15 protein-coding genes are annotated in these 17,737 nt (G+C 70.3%); 12 read left to right on the top strand and 3 right to left on the bottom strand.

The genetic code is table 11. The features are described from left to right. Window positions 1-346 precede the first annotated feature (346 nt). The 8 genes from ACIBVQ_RS04935 to ACIBVQ_RS04900 all read left to right on the top strand — a co-directional run bounded on the left by ACIBVQ_RS04935 (window position 347) and on the right by ACIBVQ_RS04900 (window position 9,688). Window positions 347-1,681 (top strand): ABC transporter substrate-binding protein, encoded by a 1,335-nt coding sequence (locus ACIBVQ_RS04935; RefSeq protein ID WP_399175685.1) that lies wholly within the window; start codon window positions 347-349, stop codon window positions 1,679-1,681. Window positions 1,682-1,767: 86 nt separating this feature from the next. Continuing rightward, window positions 1,768-2,736, top strand: coding sequence for a carbohydrate ABC transporter permease (locus ACIBVQ_RS04930; protein ID WP_399175683.1), 969 nt, complete (start codon window positions 1,768-1,770; stop codon window positions 2,734-2,736). Beyond that, window positions 2,733-3,566: a carbohydrate ABC transporter permease gene (locus ACIBVQ_RS04925; protein WP_362916735.1), complete on the top strand. Its 834-nt coding sequence runs from the start codon at window positions 2,733-2,735 to the stop codon at window positions 3,564-3,566. Before ACIBVQ_RS04930 ends, ACIBVQ_RS04925 begins: the two co-directional genes overlap by 4 nt. Continuing rightward, window positions 3,563-4,984: a GH1 family beta-glucosidase gene (locus ACIBVQ_RS04920; RefSeq protein ID WP_399175681.1), complete on the top strand. Its 1,422-nt coding sequence runs from the start codon at window positions 3,563-3,565 to the stop codon at window positions 4,982-4,984. The genes ACIBVQ_RS04925 and ACIBVQ_RS04920 overlap by 4 nt, the downstream gene beginning before the upstream one ends. Window positions 4,985-5,016: 32 nt before the next feature. Then, window positions 5,017-6,024: a LacI family DNA-binding transcriptional regulator gene (locus ACIBVQ_RS04915; RefSeq protein ID WP_352009468.1), complete on the top strand. Its 1,008-nt coding sequence runs from the start codon at window positions 5,017-5,019 to the stop codon at window positions 6,022-6,024. A 10-nt stretch (window positions 6,025-6,034) separates the two neighbouring features. Next, the gene (locus tag ACIBVQ_RS04910) at window positions 6,035-6,916 is read left to right on the top strand and encodes an aldose 1-epimerase family protein (RefSeq protein WP_352009325.1); all 882 of its coding nucleotides are present in this window, start codon (window positions 6,035-6,037) and stop codon (window positions 6,914-6,916) included. A 101-nt stretch (window positions 6,917-7,017) separates the two neighbouring features. After that, window positions 7,018-8,220: an FAD-dependent oxidoreductase gene (locus ACIBVQ_RS04905; RefSeq protein WP_352009324.1), complete on the top strand. Its 1,203-nt coding sequence runs from the start codon at window positions 7,018-7,020 to the stop codon at window positions 8,218-8,220. Between the two features lie 136 nt (window positions 8,221-8,356). Further along, the gene (locus ACIBVQ_RS04900) at window positions 8,357-9,688 is read left to right on the top strand and encodes a class II 3-deoxy-7-phosphoheptulonate synthase (RefSeq protein ID WP_352009323.1); all 1,332 of its coding nucleotides are present in this window, start codon (window positions 8,357-8,359) and stop codon (window positions 9,686-9,688) included. A 75-nt stretch (window positions 9,689-9,763) separates the two neighbouring features. Here ACIBVQ_RS04900 and ACIBVQ_RS04895 read toward each other — a convergent pair whose 3' ends face one another. Beyond that, window positions 9,764-10,135 (bottom strand): thioredoxin domain-containing protein, encoded by a 372-nt coding sequence (locus tag ACIBVQ_RS04895; RefSeq protein WP_352009322.1) that lies wholly within the window; start codon window positions 10,133-10,135, stop codon window positions 9,764-9,766. A gap of 347 nt (window positions 10,136-10,482) precedes the next feature. Continuing rightward, window positions 10,483-12,831 carry an ExeM/NucH family extracellular endonuclease gene (locus tag ACIBVQ_RS04890; protein ID WP_399175678.1) on the bottom strand — a complete coding sequence of 783 codons (2,349 nt, stop codon included), beginning with the start codon at window positions 12,829-12,831 and terminating at the stop codon, window positions 10,483-10,485. 161 nt (window positions 12,832-12,992) lie between these two features. On the opposite strand from ACIBVQ_RS04890, the gene ACIBVQ_RS04885 reads away from it, so the two are divergent. Both ACIBVQ_RS04885 and ACIBVQ_RS04880 read left to right on the top strand, forming a co-directional pair. Next, a complete protein-coding gene (locus ACIBVQ_RS04885; protein ID WP_399175676.1) occupies window positions 12,993-14,417 on the top strand; it encodes a pentapeptide repeat-containing protein in 1,425 nt (474 codons plus the stop codon). A 162-nt stretch (window positions 14,418-14,579) separates the two neighbouring features. Further along, the gene (locus ACIBVQ_RS04880; RefSeq protein ID WP_362916747.1) at window positions 14,580-15,284 is read left to right on the top strand and encodes a permease prefix domain 1-containing protein; all 705 of its coding nucleotides are present in this window, start codon (window positions 14,580-14,582) and stop codon (window positions 15,282-15,284) included. On the opposite strand, the gene ACIBVQ_RS04875 is transcribed toward ACIBVQ_RS04880, so the two are convergent. Then, the gene (locus ACIBVQ_RS04875) at window positions 15,281-15,625 is read right to left on the bottom strand and encodes a helix-turn-helix transcriptional regulator (protein ID WP_362916749.1); all 345 of its coding nucleotides are present in this window, start codon (window positions 15,623-15,625) and stop codon (window positions 15,281-15,283) included. The two genes, ACIBVQ_RS04880 and ACIBVQ_RS04875, sit on opposite strands and share 4 nt — an antisense overlap. Window positions 15,626-15,759: 134 nt before the next feature. On the opposite strand from ACIBVQ_RS04875, the gene ACIBVQ_RS04870 reads away from it, so the two are divergent. Further along, window positions 15,760-16,938, top strand: a complete 1,179-nt coding sequence (locus ACIBVQ_RS04870; protein WP_399175673.1) for a cytochrome ubiquinol oxidase subunit I — start codon at window positions 15,760-15,762, stop codon at window positions 16,936-16,938. 28 nt (window positions 16,939-16,966) lie between these two features. Beyond that, window positions 16,967-17,734: a cytochrome d ubiquinol oxidase subunit II gene (locus ACIBVQ_RS04865; protein ID WP_386189847.1), complete on the top strand. Its 768-nt coding sequence runs from the start codon at window positions 16,967-16,969 to the stop codon at window positions 17,732-17,734. The last annotated feature ends 3 nt before the right edge of the window (window positions 17,735-17,737 follow it).

The raw sequence follows: 17,737 nt of genomic DNA, 5'->3' as shown, positions 1-17,737 counted from the left end.
CGGCGGACTCCCCGCCCGCCGCGGCGGTGATCCCCCGAATCCGGAAAGGGCCGTGGCTCCCCAGCCACGGCCCTTTCGGCGTCCCGACCCTCCGCCGATATGGGAGCGCTCCCAAAAAGAAGCGCATCCATTTTGTGGTCATTTAAGCCCATAAGTCGCAAGGGAAACGGAGGAGGGTAACGGTTGCGTCTCGCCGTATTGACGTCGGCCCACCCGTCGGCCACGCTTCGTGGGAGCGCTCCCAATACGTTGAGGAACCGCCTCGTCGCAGAGCCGCGTCTGTCGGGGACCGGCCCGTGACGACACCTCCCACCGATTCGGGCGAACGACCTGAGAGGGGTCCGGAATGTTGAACCACAGGCGGTGCGGCAGGCTCGCCGCGGTCACGACGGTCACGGCCGCGGCGCTGGCCTTGACCTCGTGCGGTTCCGGCGGGACGGACGGGCCCGCGTCCACGGCGGCCGAACCGGTCGTCGTCACCGTGCACACCTTCGGCGGCGGCGAGAACTTCGGCTACGACAAGGCCGCCCAGGCCTGGAACGCCGCCCACCCCGGCATCCAGATCAGATACCAGAACCTGACCGACCGCTTCGAGGACGTCTACCTGCCCCAGTTGCTCCAGCGGTTGCAGGCGGGCAGCGGCGCGGCCGACGTGGTCGCCCTGGACGAGGGCGCGATGGGCCTGATGAAGGCCCGCCCGCAGTTCTTCACCGACCTCGGGCAGTACGGCCTCGGAGGCCGCAAGGCCGACTTCCCCCCTGCCAAGTGGGACAACGGCGTCAACGCCGAGGGCAAGCTGTTCGCTCTCGGCACCGACATCGGCGGCATGACCATGTGTTACCGCACCGACCTGTTCGAGAAGGCGGGCCTGCCCACGGACCGCGAGGAGGTCGGCGGGCTCTGGCCCGACTGGAAGTCCTTCATGGACGTCGGCAGGAGGTTCCAGGCCGCCAATCCCGGAAAGGACGCGCCGCGCTTCCTGGACGGCCCGAACACCCTCTACAACGTGATCCTCGCCCAGGAGGCGCAGAGGAACGGCGACATCACCTACATCGACACGTCCAACAAACTCGTCATCGACACCAACCCCGCCGTGAAGACCGCCTTCGACACGGTCAGGAGCTTCAGCGAGGCCGGGCTCACCGCCAAGCTGGCCTCCTTCACCCCGCCCTGGAACGCCGCCATCAAGAAGGGCGGCTTCGCCACGATGGGCTGCCCCGCCTGGATGCTCGGCGTGGTCTCCGGCGCCGCGGGCGAGCCCGGCAAGGGGAAGTGGGACGTCGCGACGGTGCCGGGAGGCGCGGGCAACTGGGGCGGCTCCTACCTGGCCGTGCCCAGGCAGAGCAAGCACCCGAAGGAGGCCGCCGAGGTGGTGAACTACCTCACCGGCAAGGACGGCCAGATCATGGCCTTCCAGGAGGCCGCCGCCTTCCCCAGCTCCCTGCCCGCCCAGCGGGACCCGGCGGTCGGCGACCTGAGGAACCCGTTCTTCAACGACGCGCCGACCGGCCGGATCTTCGGCGCGTCGGTCGAGAACCTGCAGCCGGTCTTCCTGGGTGAGAAGCACGCCCAGGTGAAGACCGCGGTCGAGAAGATCCTTGAGGGCATGGACCAGGGCTCGGTCCCCTACGACCAGGCCTGGCAGAGGTTCCTCGACGCCGGGGTCAAGGCGGCCGGCTGATCCGCTTCCCCCACCGGTCCCGTCGCCCCGGGACCGGTGGGGCCCACAGAGAAACCAGCCAGGAAAGCCCCCCGAAAGGCCGATCGATGACCCCGCACGCCGCAGCCCCGGCCCAGGCCGGGCCCGGTGAGCGCCCGCCCGCCGTACGGAGACGGGACGGCGCGCTGTTCGCCAGGTTCGACCTGTTGGTCACCCCCTATCTCTTTGTCTCGCCGTACTTCGTGTTGTTCGTCCTCTTCGGGGTCTTCCCGCTCGGCTACACCCTGTGGGTCTCGCTGCACGACTGGGAGCTCGCCGGGGACAGGGCCTTCGTGGGGGCGGGCAACTACCTGTCCCTGGTCGCCGACGAGGCCTTCTGGAACGCGGTGGTCAACACGCTCGGGATGTTCGTCATCTCGACGGTCCCGCAGCTCGTGCTGGCGCTGCTGCTGGCCAACGCCCTCAACAAGCGCATCCGGGGCAGGCTCGTCCTCCGCATGGGCGTGCTGCTGCCGTTGGTGACCTCCGTCGTCGCGGTCGCCGTCGTCTTCACCCAGCTCTACGGGCGCGACTACGGCATGGTCAACTGGTTCCTCGGCCTCTTCGGAGTCGACGCGGTCAGCTGGCAGAACGAGAAGTGGTCCGCGTGGATCGCGATCTCCACGATGGTCGACTGGCGCTGGACCGGTTACAACGCGATCATCCTGCTGGCCGCCATGCAGACCATCCCCGGAGACCTGTACGAGGCGGCCTCCCTCGACGGCGCGAGCGCCAGACGGCAGTTCTGGCGGATCACCGTCCCGATGCTGCGCCCGACGATCGTCTTCACCGTGTTCGTCTCGACCATCGGCGGCCTGACGCTGTTCACCGAGCCCGTCATGTTCGACGGCAACCCGACGATGAGCGGCGGGGCGACCGGCCAGTACCAGACGGTGGCGATGTTCGTCGTCAAGGAGGCCTTCCGTGACTTCGACCTCGGGTACGCCTCCGCCGCCGCCTGGCTGCTGTTCGTGCTGATCCTGCTCGGCACGCTCGTCAACCACCTGCTCACCCGCCGCATCGGAGGCGCCGGATGAGCCGCCCAGGGGACGCTGGACCGCTGACGAGGGCCACGCTCGCCCTCGCCGTCGTGATCTCCGCCTTTCCCGTCTACTACATGTTCGTCATGGCCACCCGGACCAACGAGGAGGCGATCGACGTTCCCCCGCCGCTGCTGCCCGGCGGCCACCTGGGGGAGAACGTCGCCCGGCTGCTCGCGGCCGAGGACGCCCACTTCCTCACCGGCCTGGTCAACTCGGCCGTCGTCTCGGTCACCGTGACCGTCTCGGTCGTGTTCATCTCCACGCTGGCCGGGTTCGCCTTCGCCAAGCTGCGTTTCCGGGGCGGGCGGGCGCTGCTCGGGCTGATCCTGGTGACGATGATGGTCCCGCTCCAGCAGATGGGCGTGGTCCCGCTGTACGAGCTCATGGTGACCCTCGGCTGGACCGGCCGGCTCAAGGCGGTGATCCTGCCCTTCCTCGTCAACGGGTTCGGGGTCTTCATGATGACCCAGTACGCCTCCCAGGCGGTGCCGGACGAACTGGTCGAGGCCGCCCGCGTCGACGGCGCCTCGACGGCGGGAGTCTACGCCCGGGTGATCCTGCCCGCGCTCAGGCCGGGCATGGCCGTACTGGCGCTGCTTGTCTTCATGCAGACCTGGAACGAGTTCATGTGGCCGTTGATCGTGCTGGACCCGGACAACCCCGTGGTGCAGACCTCGATCGCCGCGCTCAACCAGGCCCACGGCACCGACTACGTCATGTTGTTCACCGGCACGGCGGTCTCGGTCCTGCCTCTTTTCATTGTTTTCGTCGTGTTCGGCCGTCAGATCGTCGGCGGCCTCATGGAAGGTGCGGTCAAGGCATGACGACGCAGCAGACACAGGATCAGCAACTGAGGTTCCCGGAGGGCTTCGCCTGGGGGGCGGCGACCTCCGCCTACCAGATCGAGGGCGCGGTCTCCGAGGGCGGGCGCGGCAGGTCCATCTGGGACACCTTCGCCCGCCTGCCGGGGCGGGTGGTGAACGGTGAGAACGCCGACGTGGCCGTCGACCACTACCACCGCTACCGCGACGACGTCCGGCTGATGGCCCGGCTCGGCCTGGGCGCCTACCGCTTCTCCGTCTCCTGGCCGCGCGTCCAGCCGGACGGCGTGGGGGCGGTCAACCAGCGGGGGCTCGACTTCTACCGCAGGCTGGTCGACGAACTGCTCGGCCAGGGGATCGACCCGTGGGTGACGCTCTACCACTGGGACCTGCCCCAGGCCCTTGAGGACGCGGGAGGCTGGCCCGCGCGGGACACCGCCCTGCGGTTCGCCGACTACGCGGCGGCCGTACACGACGCGCTCGGCGACCGGGTGCGCAACTGGAGCACGGTCAACGAGCCGTGGTGCGCGGCCTTCCTCGGCTACGCCTCCGGGGAGCACGCCCCAGGGCGGCGGGAACCCGCACGGGCGGTCCTGGCCGCCCACCACCTGCTGCTCGGCCACGGGCTGGCCATGGCGGCCATGCGCGCCCAGCGGGCCGGCAGCCGGATCGGCGGCTGCGTGAACCTCTACGCCGTCTCTCCGCTGACACGCTCGGCGGCCGACCTGGACGCCGCCCGCCGCATCGACGGCCTGCAGAACCGTCTCTTCCTGGACGCGCTGCTCAGGGGGGAGTATCCGGCGGACGTCCTGGCGGACCTCGGGGAGGCCGCCGAGGGGCTCGCTGAGACGGGGGACATGGGGGTCATCTCCGCCCCGATGGACATGCTGCTGATCAACTACTACAGCCGGTTCACCGTCTCCGGGGCCCCGGGGGGCGCGGTCTCGGCCGCGGCGGCGCCGACGGACACCGGCTCGCCCTGGGTGGGCAGCGAGCACGTCTCGTTCGCCGGGAGCGGGCGTCCGGTGACCGGCATGGGCTGGGAGATCGACCACGACGGGCTGCGGGAGGTCCTGCTGCGGGTCGCCGGGGACTACCCCCGGATCCCCCTGGTGGTCTCCGAGAACGGCGCGGCCTTCGACGACGTCGCCGACGCCGGCGGTTTCGTGCGGGACCCGGAGCGCAGGGACTACATCGAGGCCCATCTGCGCGCCTGCCACGCCGCGATCGGGCAGGGGGCGCCGCTCGTCGGCTACTTCGCCTGGTCGCTGCTGGACAACTTCGAGTGGGCCTGGGGGTACGGCAAGCGCTTCGGGCTGGTGCGCGTCGACTACCCGACGCAGCGCAGAGTTCCCAAGGAGAGCGCCCTTTGGTATGCCGAGACAATCAGGCGTGGAGGCCTGACCGGTCCTGCACAATGAAGTCCGGAGAATCTTTCATGGGGGCGAGAAACATGAACGGCGACCGTCGTCCGACCCTTGAGGCGGTCGCGGCCCTGGCCGGAGTCGGGCGCGGCACGGTCTCCCGGGTGATCAACGGTTCGCCGAAGGTGAGCGAGAGGGCTCGCGACGCGGTGCAGCAGGCGATCAGGGAGCTGGGCTACGTCCCGAACCGGGCCGCCCGCACCCTGGTCACCCGGCGCACGGACACCGTCGCGCTGGTCGTCTCCGAGTCGGAGCTGCGGGTCTTCGACGAGCCCTACTTCGCCGGGACCATCCGCGGCATCGGCTCGGCGCTCTCGGAGACGGGCCTGCAGCTGATCCTGGCGATGGCCCAGTCCAGGCAGGACCACGACCGTCTTGAGCACTACCTGACGGGCCAGCACGTCGACGGGGTGCTGCTGATCTCGCTGCACGGGGCCGACCCGCTGCCCGGCAGGCTGGAGGAGATGGGCGTGCCGACCGTCATCGGCGGCAAGCCCGTCGGGCTCGACCCCTACTGTTACGTCGACGTGGACAACAGGGCCGGGGCCAGGCAGGCGGTGAAGTACCTCCTGGGCAGGGGCCGCAGGCGGATCGCCACCATCGCGGGCCCGCAGGACATGGGGGTCGGCGTCGACCGGCTCGCGGGCTACCGCGACGCGCTGATCGCCACGGGCGTGCCGGAGATCGTGGCCTACGGCGACTTCAGCGAGGACAGCGGCGCGCGGGCCATGTGCGGGCTCCTGGCCGAGCACCCGGACCTGGACGCGGTCTTCACCGCCTCCGACCCGATGGCGCTGGGCGCGCTGCGGGTGCTGCGGCACGAGGGCAGGGACGTCCCCGGCGACGTGGCGGTGATCGGGTTCGACGACTCCCCCGCCGGGGCCCACTCCTCTCCCCCGCTGACCAGCGTGCACCAGCCGACCGAGGCGATGGGCCGTCAGATGGCCCACCTCCTGGTCGCCCGCATCAATGGTGAACACCTGGAGCAGCCGGTCGTGATCCTCGACACGCATCTGGTCGAGCGGGCCTCCGCCTGAAAGGACAGTCGTGCCCAGGCAGTTCATCCTTCGTGACGGTGACATGTACGCCGAGATCAGTCAGTTCGCGGCGGCCGTGCGCGTGCTCAGGCACGACGGGCGCGACCTGGTGGCGGACTGGCCGCCGGAGGGGCCCGTCCCCTTCTACAGCGGCACCCTGCTGGCCCCGTGGCCCAACCGGGTCGGCGGGGCGCGCTACACCTTCGGCGGCGTGACCCACCGCCTCACCGCGAACGAGGAGTCCCGGGGCAACGCCCTGCACGGGCTGGTCGCCGACGTCAGGTGGTCACCGGTCGAGATCGGCCCCGCCCACGTACGGCTGGCGCACACCGTGACCCCGGTGCCCGGTTACCCGTTCACCCTGGCCCTGCGGGTGCTCCACCATCTGACCTCCGGCGGGCTGACCACCACGCTGACCGCGGAGAACACCGGTGAGCACGCCGCGCCGTACGGCTGCGCGCCGCATCCCTGGCTGCTGGCGGGCGAGGACGCCGGGGAGTACGAGCTGCTGGTGCCCGCGGACAGGGTGCTGCTGCCCGACGAGCGGATGCTGCCCGCCTCTCTTGAGGACGTCTCCGGCACGCCGTACGACTTCAGGGAGCCCAGGCGGCTCGGCGGCACGGTCGTCGACCACACCTTCACCGGTCTGAGGCCCGGGGCGGACGGCCTGACCAGGGTGCGGGTACGCGGCCCGGAAGGCGGGGTCGAGGTGAGCTGGCGGGCCTCGGTCCTGCCGTGGGCGCAGGTGTGCGGCGGCACCGGGTCCGGCTATCGGGGGCTGGCGGTCGAGCCGATGACCTGCCCGCCGGACGCCTTCAACTCGGGCACCGACCTGATCGTGCTCCAGCCGGGCGAGACGACCGAGACCTCCTGGACGATCTCCCCGCTCTGAGGCCTCTTCCCCACCCTTGATCCGACGCGTGCCGTACCGGACTCCGGGGGACGGTTTCCTTGGCGACCCCGCTGTGCGACAATTTCATTGGGTGATGAATTATGACTCGGAACACGTGTGTGATCGCGGGGGGCGGTCCCGCCGGGGCCGTACTCGCGCTGTTGCTGGCCAGAGCCGGCGTCCAGGTGACGCTGCTGGAGAAGCACTCCGACTTCCTGCGTGACTTCAGGGGCGACACCATCCACCCTTCGACCCTGCAGGTCCTGCACGAGATCGGCCTGGCCGAGGAGTTCCTGCGGCTGCCGCACCACAAGGCGTACGGCATGGCCGTGCACACCGACGAGGGGACGGTCCCGGTCGCCGACCTGTCCAAACTGGGAGGCGAGTATGGCTACATCGCCTTCGTCCCGCAGTGGGACTTCCTCAACCTGGTGACCACCGCCGCCGCGCGTTACCCCACCTTCCGTCTCCTCATGAACGCCGAGGTGCACGGCGTGATCCGGGAGGGGAACGCGGTGCGCGGGGTCCGCTACCGCGACCCCGACGGCGAGCACGAGCTTCGAGCCACACTGACCGTGGCCGCCGACGGGCGCCACTCCGACGTACGGCGTGCCGCCGGGCTCGTCCCGATCGAACACGGCGCGCCGATGGACGTGGTGTGGTTCCGGCTGCCGCGCGAGGAGAGCGACCCGGACGAGACGTTCCTGCGCCTGTCCTCGGGCCGGATCATGGTGGTGATCGACCGGGGAACCTACTGGCAGCTGGCCTACGCCATCCCCAAGGGCGGCTTCGAGGAGTTGCGGGCGGCCGGGATCGAGACGCTGCGGGAACAGGTGGCGAACCTGCTGCCGTTCCTGGCGGGCCGTACCGGGCTGCTGACCGGCTTCGACGACGTCAGCGTGCTCTCGGTCGCGCTCAACCGGCTGCGCCGCTGGCACCGGCCAGGCCTGCTCGTCATCGGGGACGCCGCGCACGCCATGTCGCCGGTCTTCGGCGTCGGCATCAACCTGGCCGTGCAGGACGCCGTCGCCACGGCCAACCTGCTGGCCGGGCCGCTGGCCTCCGGCGCGGAGATCCCCGAGTCGCTGCTGGCCAGGATCCAGCGCCGCCGTACGGTGCCGACCGTGGTGACCCAGTTCGCCCAGCGGGTGGTGCAGGACCGGCTGATCCGGCCGGCCCTGGACGGGCGGGACGCCCCGGAGCTGCTGCCACGCGACCTTTCCCACCTTCCGGTGGTCGGCGCCCTGACCCGCCGGTTCATCGGCCTCGGTGTCCTTCCCGAACACGTCAAGAGCCCCTCGTGAGCCCGCAACGGATCTCCGCCGAGCCCACGGCCCCCTACCGACAGGCACCGCGACGTCTTCCACAGTGACAAAGAGGTTCTCAATCTGTGGACGTTGAGGTGGGTTCGCCCACGAGGTTGCAATAGCCTGGTATGTCGTGAGCAACTACCTCGATTCCTGGCGGGAGCTTCCCGCGGCGCAGCAGCCCGAGTGGCCCGACCGCGGCGAGCTGGACAAGGTCGTCGCCGAACTCTCCGCACTTCCCCCGCTCGTCTTCGCGGGGGAGTGCGACAACCTCAAGGCCGAACTCGCGGCGGTGACGCGAGGCGAGGCCTTCGTGCTGCAGGGCGGTGACTGCGCCGAGACCTTCGCCGGCGCCACCGCCGACACCGTCCGCAACAAGCTGAAGACGCTGCTGCAGATGGCGATCGTGCTCACCTACGCGGGGAGGGTCCCCGTGGTGAAGATCGGCCGGATAGCGGGGCAGTTCGCCAAGCCCCGTTCGAAGGGAACCGAGGTGCGCGGCGGCGTCGAGCTGCCCGCCTACCGGGGCGACATGGTCAACGGTCTCGACTTCACCCCTGAGTCGCGTCTGCCGGACCCGGGACGGCTGCTGCGCGCCTACCACTCCTCCGCGGTGACGCTGAACCTGATCCGCGCCTTCACCAAGGGCGGCTACGCCGACCTGCGGCAGGTGCACGCCTGGAACCAGGATTTCGTCAGCGAGTCCCCCGCGGGCAAGCGCTACGAGCGGCTGGCCGGGGAGATCGACCAGGCGCTGGCGTTCATGCACGCCTGCGGCGCCGACCCGGCGGAGTTCCACGGCGTGGAGTTCTACTCCTCGCACGAGGCGCTCATCCTCGACTACGACAGGGCGCTGACCAGGATCGACTCCAGGACCGGCCAGCCGTACGACGTGTCGGCGCACATGGTCTGGATCGGCGAGCGCACCCGCCAGCTCGACAGCGCTCACGTGGAGTTCTTCTCCCGCATCCGCAACCCGATCGGCGTGAAGCTGGGCCCGACCACGACGGCCGAGGAGGCCCTGGCGCTGGTCGAGAAGCTGAACCCCGACAACGAGCCCGGCCGCCTGACCTTCATCACCAGGATGGGCGCCTCCAAGATCCGCGAACACCTGCCCGCGCTGGTGGAGAAGGTCACCGCGAACGGCGCCCAGGTCGCCTGGATCTGTGACCCGATGCACGGCAACACCTTCGAGGCCCCCAGCGGTCACAAGACCCGGAGCCTGGACGACGTGCTGAACGAGGTCGCGGGCTTCTTCGAGGTGCACCGGGACCTCGGCACCCACCCGGGCGGCATCCACATCGAGTTCACCGGCGACGACGTCACCGAGTGCGTGGGCGGCGCCGACGAGGTCGCGGAGGGCGACCTGGCGCTGCGCTACGAGACGGCCTGCGACCCCCGCCTCAACCGGAGCCAGTCGCTCGACATGGCCTTCCGGGTCGCGGAGCTCTACCGCTCCTCCTGAGCCCTGAGCTGCGGTTCGCCGCGAGGCACACGAGGGTCCCACGCCTGTGGTGCGGGACCCTTCGTCGTTTCGGGGTCAGTCCTTCTGCGCGCGGAGCTCGTTGGCCAGCTCGGCGCGGATCGCGTCCATGTCGAGCGCCCGGACCTGACCGATGAGGTCCTCAAGGGCGGGCGCGGGCAGCACCCCGGGCTGAGCGAAGACGACAATGCCGTCCCGGATGGCCATGACCGTGGGGATCGAGGTGATTTCGAAGCCCTGCGCGAGCCCCTGCTCGGCCTCGGTGTCGATCTTCCCGAACTTGATGTCGCCGTGCTTCTCCGAGGACTTCTCGAAAATCGGCCCGAACGTGCGGCACGGCGCGCACCAGGACGCCCAGAAGTCCAGCAGGACGATCCCCTCGTCGGCGATTTCGTTGAAGTTCTTCTCGGTTACCTCAATGGTCGCCACCTGTGGCTCCTCTTGTCGTCACGTCTTGTATGGCTCGCATAACCACTTCCCTCCCCCGGACATTCCATCCCGGCGACGCCCGGACCACCCCCGTTCAAGGGTGCCGATCCGAACGCCGCCGTACCGGATACGAGGGATCCCCCGCCTCAGGTGTGAAGGGTTTTGATCTTGGGTTTTCCGGTGCCGTGTGTGAGGGGTTTCGGCTTGGGCGCGTCGGTGTCTGGACTGAGGAGTGAGGGAGCGGAGCGGACGAACGACGAGGGAAGACATCGACGCGCCCAAGCCCCGCGACGCCGCCAGGCGGCGCAAGGAGACACAACCCGCGACGCCGAAGGCGGAGCAAAGAATCACAGCATCAGCCCGACCACCAAAGGATCATGGTCCGAGGACCGGAACGCGTCAGGCCGGTAGAGCCGAGGCGGGTTGTACTCGGTGTTGTAGTCGAGGATGCGGCTCTCGTCGGCGTTGACGTGCCAGATGGTCGTGCCGGTCACCTTCCTGAGCAGGCCCCGGCCCGCCAGGGCGTGGTCGAGTTCTCCGCTGCGGCCCTCGAAGAGGTAGCTGTAGCGCAGCGGCGCGGGGACGAACCGCTTGCTGAGGCTGGTCAGCCCGCCCGCCTCCAGCGTGTCGATCGGGTCCTCCTCGCCGTAGGCGTTGAGGTCACCGAGCACCAGCGCGTTGGGCAGCCTGAGGCTCTCGACGAGGGCCAGCGTCGCCTTGGCCTGGCGGACGCGTTCGCCGTTGTAGCAGCCCTGGCCGTCGCCCAGGTCGGCGTCGGGACCGGTGGCGGCCGCGTCGCAGCCCTTCGACTTGAAGTGGTTGACGACCATCGTGAACGGCTGGCCGCCCCGGACCCGGCGGAAGGTCTGGATCAGCGGAGGCCGCCTGAAGACGGGGTCGGCCGAGGAGCGGGCCGGGCCGACGGGCCTGAGCCTGGCGGGCTTGTAGATCACCGCGACGTGGATCAGGTCGGTGCCCGGGTTGGGGTGGGTCAGCGCGGCGTAGGTGCCCGCGCCCACTTCGGCGTTGAGCGCGTCGACCAGTGCCTGGACGGCGGTCTGGCCGTTGTTCTGGACCTCCATGAGGCCGACCGCGTCGGCGTTCAGGCCCTTGAGCGTGGCGACCAGCTTGGTCAGCTGCCGCTGCTGTTCCTCGGTGGTGTCCGCACCGCGTGAACCCAGGGTGGTGAACCAGTTGAGGGTGTTGAGACTGGCCACCCTGACGTTGCCGAACACCGGCGGCGGCGCGGGCAGGCGGGGGTTGGTCCGCAGGAAGGTGACCGGTTTGGTCGGCTGGAGGCGGTAGACGCCGAAGCCGTACCCCAGGACGCCGGTGGCGCCGAGCGTGGTGTCGCCGAGGCGGACGACGCGCGGGTCGGTGTAGGGGATGGTCTGCGGGTTCTCCCTGGTCGAGCCGTCGTCGAGGAGCAGGCTGCGGCGCCGGTCGGCGGCCTCGTCCACGCCGGTCCTGTCGGTGGCCTGGAACAGGCGTCCTCCCGAGGAGAGGGTGAGTTCGCCGAAGCGGCCCAGGTTGTAGTGGTCGGTGACGGTCAGCGGCCCGGTGACGGTGACGAGCATGCTCTCGACGGGTTCGAGGGTCGATCCCTCGGCGCGCGGCAGGCTCAGCCTGGCCGGGGTGACGGTGCCGGTGCCGCAGACGTCGACGGCGGTGACCGGTGAGAGCTCGGTCCAGCCGTTGTACTCCACGACCTTGCCGGTGACCAGCACCCGGTCGCCGGCCTTGACGTCCTTGAACGTGTCACGGGCGTAGGCGAACAGGCCTTCCGAGGTGGCGGGGTCGGCGTCGGGGGTGGGGTCCTGCAGGAAGAACCCGCCGAGCTGGTCGGCCCGCTGGAAGTCGCCGGTCACCACGCCCTGGACGCGTACGGTCCGGCCCGCCAGCGGGCTGGTGTCCCCGCTGCCCTGTACCTGGGCGATCGGGTGGGTCGCGGGCGTCTGGCACGGCTCCCCGGTCGGCGTGACCGTGGGACTGGCCGTGGGACTGGCCGTGGGGGTGGGGGTGGGCTCCGGGGTGCCGCACGGCGCGGCGGCCGTGGTCCCGTTGCGCGGCGCGGGGGACGCGCTCACCAGGTCGGTGCCGTTGACGTCGGTGTCGGCGCAGCCGTGGCCGGCACGCAGGGCCGCGGTGGTCGTGGACAGGGCGGGGGCCGGAGCGCCCTCGGCGTAGTCGGCGGTGCCGTACCCGACGAGATCGGCGATGAGGGCGCTCTGCTCGGGTGAGCAGGGGGTCGAGCCGCCGTTGCAGGCCAGTCCCTGCGCGGAGCGGACCAGGACGACCTTGCCCGAGGTTGCGCTCATGTTGGCCGTCCCGGTCGTGTCCGGGGCGGGCAGCGGGGCGCCCGCGCCTCCCCCGGCGAGCTTGACCAGGTGGTAGCGGCCGGGTTCCAGCGTGCCGGACAGCGGCACGACGGGGTTGGCGGCGAAGTTCCCCGTGCCGGTCGCGCTGCCGTACTGGACGGACCAGCCGTCCAGTGCGACCGGCGTGGAGCTCCGGTTGAACAGTTCGACGAAGTCGTTGGCGAGTGGTGCGCCGCTGTTGCCGCCCGCGCCGTAGACCTGGCTGATGACGACGGTTCCCGGTTCGGCCAGGGCGGGTGCCGGGGGGAGGGCGGTGACCGTGGCCGCGGCGGTGCCGAGGACGGCCAGAGCGGAGATGACTCGGGATAAGGCACGCATGAGGCGGAGCGTAGAACCGGTTTGATCTGCCGACACTTACTTAGAAATGGCCAGATGGTGAAATCAACGAATCTTGACACTAAGTGCTGACTAAAGGCATCAGTTATAGCTTGCTATGACGTAGATCTCACGTAAGGCTTCGTCTGGGGTATCACTGTTTTATGAGAACTCTGGACGTGGGTTGGATGACCTGCGCCGCCTCCCCTGAGTGCGCGGGATCGGCCCGGCAGCCGTACGGGCGCTGCCTGGCCCATCTGGAGCATCACGAGCTCGACGAGGTCCTCCGCGGCCTCTCCCCCGGCTCCGCGATCGATCTGCGGGGCACCGTCATCGGCAAGGACCTGCTGGAACGAGTCCTCACCCCGACCCGTGGGCGTCTCGGCAGGGCCAGGTTCGACCTGGCCGTCTTCCCCGAGGACGTCAGATTCTGCGACGTCGTCTTCAGCGGGGACGTCTCCTTCGACCAGGCTCGCTTCCATCGCCTGGCCTCGTTCGTCGGCGCAAGGTTCGCCGGAAACGTCTCTTTCAGGGAGGTCAAGTTCGTCAGGGAGGTCTCCCTGCACGGCGTCCACGTCGCCGGGCACGCCGCTTTCGACCGGGTGTCCGCGGGCCGGGACGCCTTGTTCGGCTCGGCGAGGTTCGCCCGGACCGTCTCCTTCGAGGGGGCCGAGTTCCACGACTTCGCCACCTTCGACGGCACCCTCTTCCAGGGGGATGTGACCTTCCGCGGCTGCCGGTTCGGCAGGGCGGTCTCCTTCAGGAGGACGGAGTTCGGCGGTCTGGCCGGGTTCGAGGCGACACGGTTCTGGGCGGGTGGCTACCTGGCCCCCGTCTCGGTCGGCCGCCGTCTCACCCTCGCCGGGGCGTGGGCGGGCAACGGCCTCGACCTGACGGTCCGCGGCTGCCCGGTCGACCTGCGGCGTATCCGGGTGACGGGCCGTCTGAGCGTGCGGCTGGACGGCGCGGTCGCCGACCTCGAAGAGGCGACGCTGCGCGGCCAGGCCACGGTCAGCGGGAACGGCGCGGCCGCGGTGACCTCCGTGCGCGGGCTTGAGGCGGAGGCGCTCCAGCTGAGCGCCGTCGATCTCAGCACCTGCCGTTTCACCGGCATCCGCACCCCGGAACGGCTCAGGCTGACCGGTTGCGTGTTCGCCACGACCCCGCGCGGCGTGCGGATCACGCCGCACTGGCCGCCGCTGCGCTGGTGGACCCTCCGGCGGACGCTGGCCGACGAGCACGCCTGGCGCGGCTGGTCGGACGAGGAGCAGGACGTGCCCGCGCCGCACCGCCTCGCCGTCCTGTACTCGCGGCTGCGCGCCGGGATCGACGACAAGGCGACCGCTGCCGACTTCGCCTTCGGCGCCATGGAGATGCGCCGTGCGACCAGCCGTTCCTCCGGCCGCTGGCTGCTGTCGCTGCACTGGATCATCAGCGGGTACGGCCTGCGGATGGGACGGGTCGTCGGCTGGTTCGCCCTGCTGGCGGCGATCACCGTGGGCAGCCTGCTGATGGGTTCGGCCTCGCACTCGGCCCGCCGGGCGAGCGCACCGAGGACGCCGCACCCCTCCATCCAGTTGTCGCCGTAACGGCCTGTCCGTTTTCCCGGAATCGGCGATTTCCCGGGCTCGGAGAAGGCGTCCGCGGGGGCGCGAGACGGTGACTCCGGGTTGTGTCCGGGTTATCCCGGATGCGCCGAACCCACCTCCACCCCGACGATGTACGGTGATGACCGCACAGGGAGTACGGGGGTGGAGGTGGGCGTGGCCGGAGCCGGGGTGATCGACGACTACGTGGCCAGGCTCAGCCGTACGCTCAGCGGGCCGCGAGGACCGAAACTCGACATGGTCACCGAGGCCCGCGACAGCCTGCTCGACACCGCGGAGGCTCTGGAGCTCGACGGGCTCGGCAGGGCCGAGGCCGAGCGGGTCGCGGTCGAGGAGTTCGGCCCGGTCGAGGAGATCGCGCCGGGCTACCAGGAGGGGCTGTCGATCTCGGCGGGGCGCAGGCTCGCGGCGCTGCTGTTCATCAGCGTGCCGCTGACCATCATGGCCTGGAGCCTGGTGTGGCGCTTCTCCTCCCAGGACCCGATCGCCTACGAGCGGTGGCCCGCGTGGTTCATGCCGGTCTCCCGCGGCCTGGACTATCTGCAGCTGGCGGTCGCCCTGCTCGGCGGGGCCGGGCTGTTCGCGCTCGGCCGGGGGCTGCGCAGGATCAGGCGGCCCAGACTCGTCACCCGGTCGCTGGGAGTGCTGGTGCTGATCGTGCTGCCGCTCACGGGTGCCCTCGGGCTGCTGCTGACCTACGGCGCGCAGCGTGACGACTTCTTCGACCACCCGCTGAACCTCGGCGTCGAGACGCTGAGCCTCGGGCTGTCGCTGCTGCAGCTGTACGGCGCCACCCGCTGCCTGATGATCACCCGCAGGCGCCGCGTCCCGGCCCTCGGCCGGTCCTAGCGGCCCAGCCGCTCCCCGGAGCCACCGGGGTCGAGCACACCGCCGATCACACCGGTAAACTCCCGCCAGGCCGCGCGTTCCCCCGCCAGGGCCCGGTGGCCCGAGGAGGTCAGCCGGTAGGTGCGCCGCCTGCGCCCGCCGACCGTCGCCCACTCGCTGGCGAGGTATCCCGCCTGTTCGAGCCGTCGCAGCGCTGGATAGACCGTGCCGGTCGGCACGTTCAGTGAGCCGCCGCTGCGTGCCTGCAGGGCCTCGATGATCGCGTAACCGTGCAGAGGTTCCTCCTCAAGCACGGACAACAGCAGGGCGTCCATGTGCCCGCGAAGCGTGTCGGCGTTCACCTCGCGCCCTCCGCCCGCCCTACGGCGCCTCGATCGTTCACGCCCTCACCTTACCCTTCCGCAGACAGGCTACATGTAGCCGTTCTACATGTAGAGTGCCTATAGGTAGACAGACACAACAACGGAGGTGAACCGTGGGCGTGCTCGACCTGGCGCGGACACAGTTCGCGGTGACGGGAAGCATCCACTTCCTGTTCGTCGTGCTGACGCTGGGCCTGGCCCCGATCATCGCGATCATGCACACCCGGCACGCCGTGACCGGCAGGCCCGAGCACGAGCGCGCCACCCGCTTCTGGGGTCAGATCTACGTGACCAACTACGCGCTCGGCATCTTCACCGGCCTGGTGATGGAGTTCCAGTTCGGGCTGAGCTGGAGTGGCCTGTCCGAGTACGCGGGAGACGTCTTCGGCGCCCCCCTGGCGATCGAGACGCTCGGCGCCTTCTTCATCGAGTCCACCTTCCTCGGCCTGTGGATCTTCGGCTGGAACAGGCTGAACCGGTGGGCGCACCTGGCGTGCATCTGGATGGTGACGCTGACCGCCTACGTCTCCGCCTTCTGGATCATGGCCGCGAACTCGTTCCTGCAGAACCCGGTGGGGGCCGTCGAGCGCGGCGGCCGTCTGGTGCTGACCGACTTCGGCGCGCTGCTGAGCAACCCGGCGCTGGTCAACTCGCTCCCCCACGTGGTCGGCGCCGGTCTGTGGGCCGCGGGCTCCGTGGTCATGGGGGCCTCCGCCTACCAGCTGTTCCGCCGGACCCCCGAGCGGGAGTTCTTCACCTCCGCCCTCCGCACGGGCCTGCTCGTCGCCTTCTGCGGGTCGCTGGTCACGGCCGCCTTCGGCTACGCCCAGTTCGGCTCGATCGGCCTCTACCAGCCGGACAAGTTCCGCGTCCCGCTGGCCGGGGTCGCCCTGGCGGCCATGATGGGGATCGGACAGCTGGTGCAGTTCCTCCTGCTCCTGCTGGCGCCCCTGACCTACTGGCTGCCGCGCTGGCGCTGGGCGCAGCCGCTGCTGGTGATCCTCACCCCGGCGCCGTTCCTGGCCGCGATCTGCGGCTGGCTGGCCCGGGAGGTCGGCCGCCAGCCGTGGCTGATCAACGGCAGGCTCACCGTCGCCGACGCCATGTCCCACGGCCTCACACCGGGCATGGTCACCGTCTCCCTCGTCGGGTTCACCGGGGTGCTCGGCCTGCTGGCCGTCACCGACTACCTCCTGATCGCCGGAACCGTACGGCGCGGCCCCGGCACCGTCGCCCTCGGCGCGGACGACGAACCCGCCCCCGCCGTTCTCGAACACGCGCTCAGCCACTAGACATCCCGCCACGGAAGGTGAGGAATCCATGGACGTCCTCTGGCTGGGCGTGCTCGCCCTGCTGCTGATCGGCTACTTCGCCCTGGAGGGGTTCGACATCGGCCTCGGCATGCTGCTGCCCGTGCTCGGCCGTACCCAGCGGGACCGTGACACGATCGTCTCGGCCATGGCCCCGTTCGTGCTGGCCAACGAGGTGTGGCTGGTCGCCGTCGCGGGCGTGCTCTTCGGCGCCTTCCCCGAGGTCGAGGGACGGGTGCTGTACGGTCTCTACCCGCTGGTCGTCACCCTGCTGATCTCGTGGATCCTGCGCGACGCGGGCCTGTGGTTCCGCCGCCGTCTCGACGGGACGGGCTGGCGGGCCGCCTGGGACTGGGCCGTCTGCGCCGGATCGTACGGCCTGGCGCTGAGCTGGGGCATGATCCTGGCCTCGATCGCCCAGGGCCTGCCGGAGTCGCCCTCCCCGCTCGCCGGGATCGCCTGCGTCGCCGTCGTCGCCGGGGCGTTCGCCTTCCACGGCTGGACCTTCGCCTCCTGGGCGCTGCCGGGACGGGTCACCGGGAGGAGCCGCCGCGGCGGGGCACTGCTGGTCTCGGCGTGCGCCGCCGCCCTGCCCGCCGCGGTGCCGCTGGCCGCACTGGCGCCGTGGCTGCTCGAACACGCCGCGCCCGAGGGCACGCTGGGTGTGCTCAGTCTCATAATCGCGCCTTTGACGCCGGTCATGGCGGGTGCGCAAGTATGGACATGGCGCACGTTCGGTCCCAAGCGTGCGGCCGGTCGGTTGCCGTCGTTCTTCTAGGGT

Source organism: Streptosporangium sp. NPDC049376 (assembly GCF_044466505.1).
Taxonomy (GTDB): domain Bacteria; phylum Actinomycetota; class Actinomycetes; order Streptosporangiales; family Streptosporangiaceae; genus Streptosporangium.
This window is presented reverse-complemented; position numbering and strand designations above follow the sequence as displayed.

Excerpts from the sequence above, each read along its gene's own strand:
- ACIBVQ_RS04865 (WP_386189847.1), top strand. The coding sequence starts at position 16,967 with ATGGACGTCCTCTGGCTGGGCGTGCTCGCCCTGCTGCTGATCGGCTAC.
- ACIBVQ_RS04905 (WP_352009324.1), top strand. The coding sequence starts at position 7,018 with ATGACTCGGAACACGTGTGTGATCGCGGGGGGCGGTCCCGCCGGGGCC.
- ACIBVQ_RS04885 (WP_399175676.1), top strand. The coding sequence starts at position 12,993 with ATGAGAACTCTGGACGTGGGTTGGATGACCTGCGCCGCCTCCCCTGAG.
- ACIBVQ_RS04925 (WP_362916735.1), top strand. The coding sequence starts at position 2,733 with ATGAGCCGCCCAGGGGACGCTGGACCGCTGACGAGGGCCACGCTCGCC.
- ACIBVQ_RS04920 (WP_399175681.1), top strand. The coding sequence starts at position 3,563 with ATGACGACGCAGCAGACACAGGATCAGCAACTGAGGTTCCCGGAGGGC.
- ACIBVQ_RS04930 (WP_399175683.1), top strand. The coding sequence starts at position 1,768 with ATGACCCCGCACGCCGCAGCCCCGGCCCAGGCCGGGCCCGGTGAGCGC.
- ACIBVQ_RS04935 (WP_399175685.1), top strand. The coding sequence starts at position 347 with ATGTTGAACCACAGGCGGTGCGGCAGGCTCGCCGCGGTCACGACGGTC.
- ACIBVQ_RS04890 (WP_399175678.1), bottom strand. The coding sequence starts at position 12,831 with ATGCGTGCCTTATCCCGAGTCATCTCCGCTCTGGCCGTCCTCGGCACC.
- ACIBVQ_RS04915 (WP_352009468.1), top strand. The coding sequence starts at position 5,017 with ATGAACGGCGACCGTCGTCCGACCCTTGAGGCGGTCGCGGCCCTGGCC.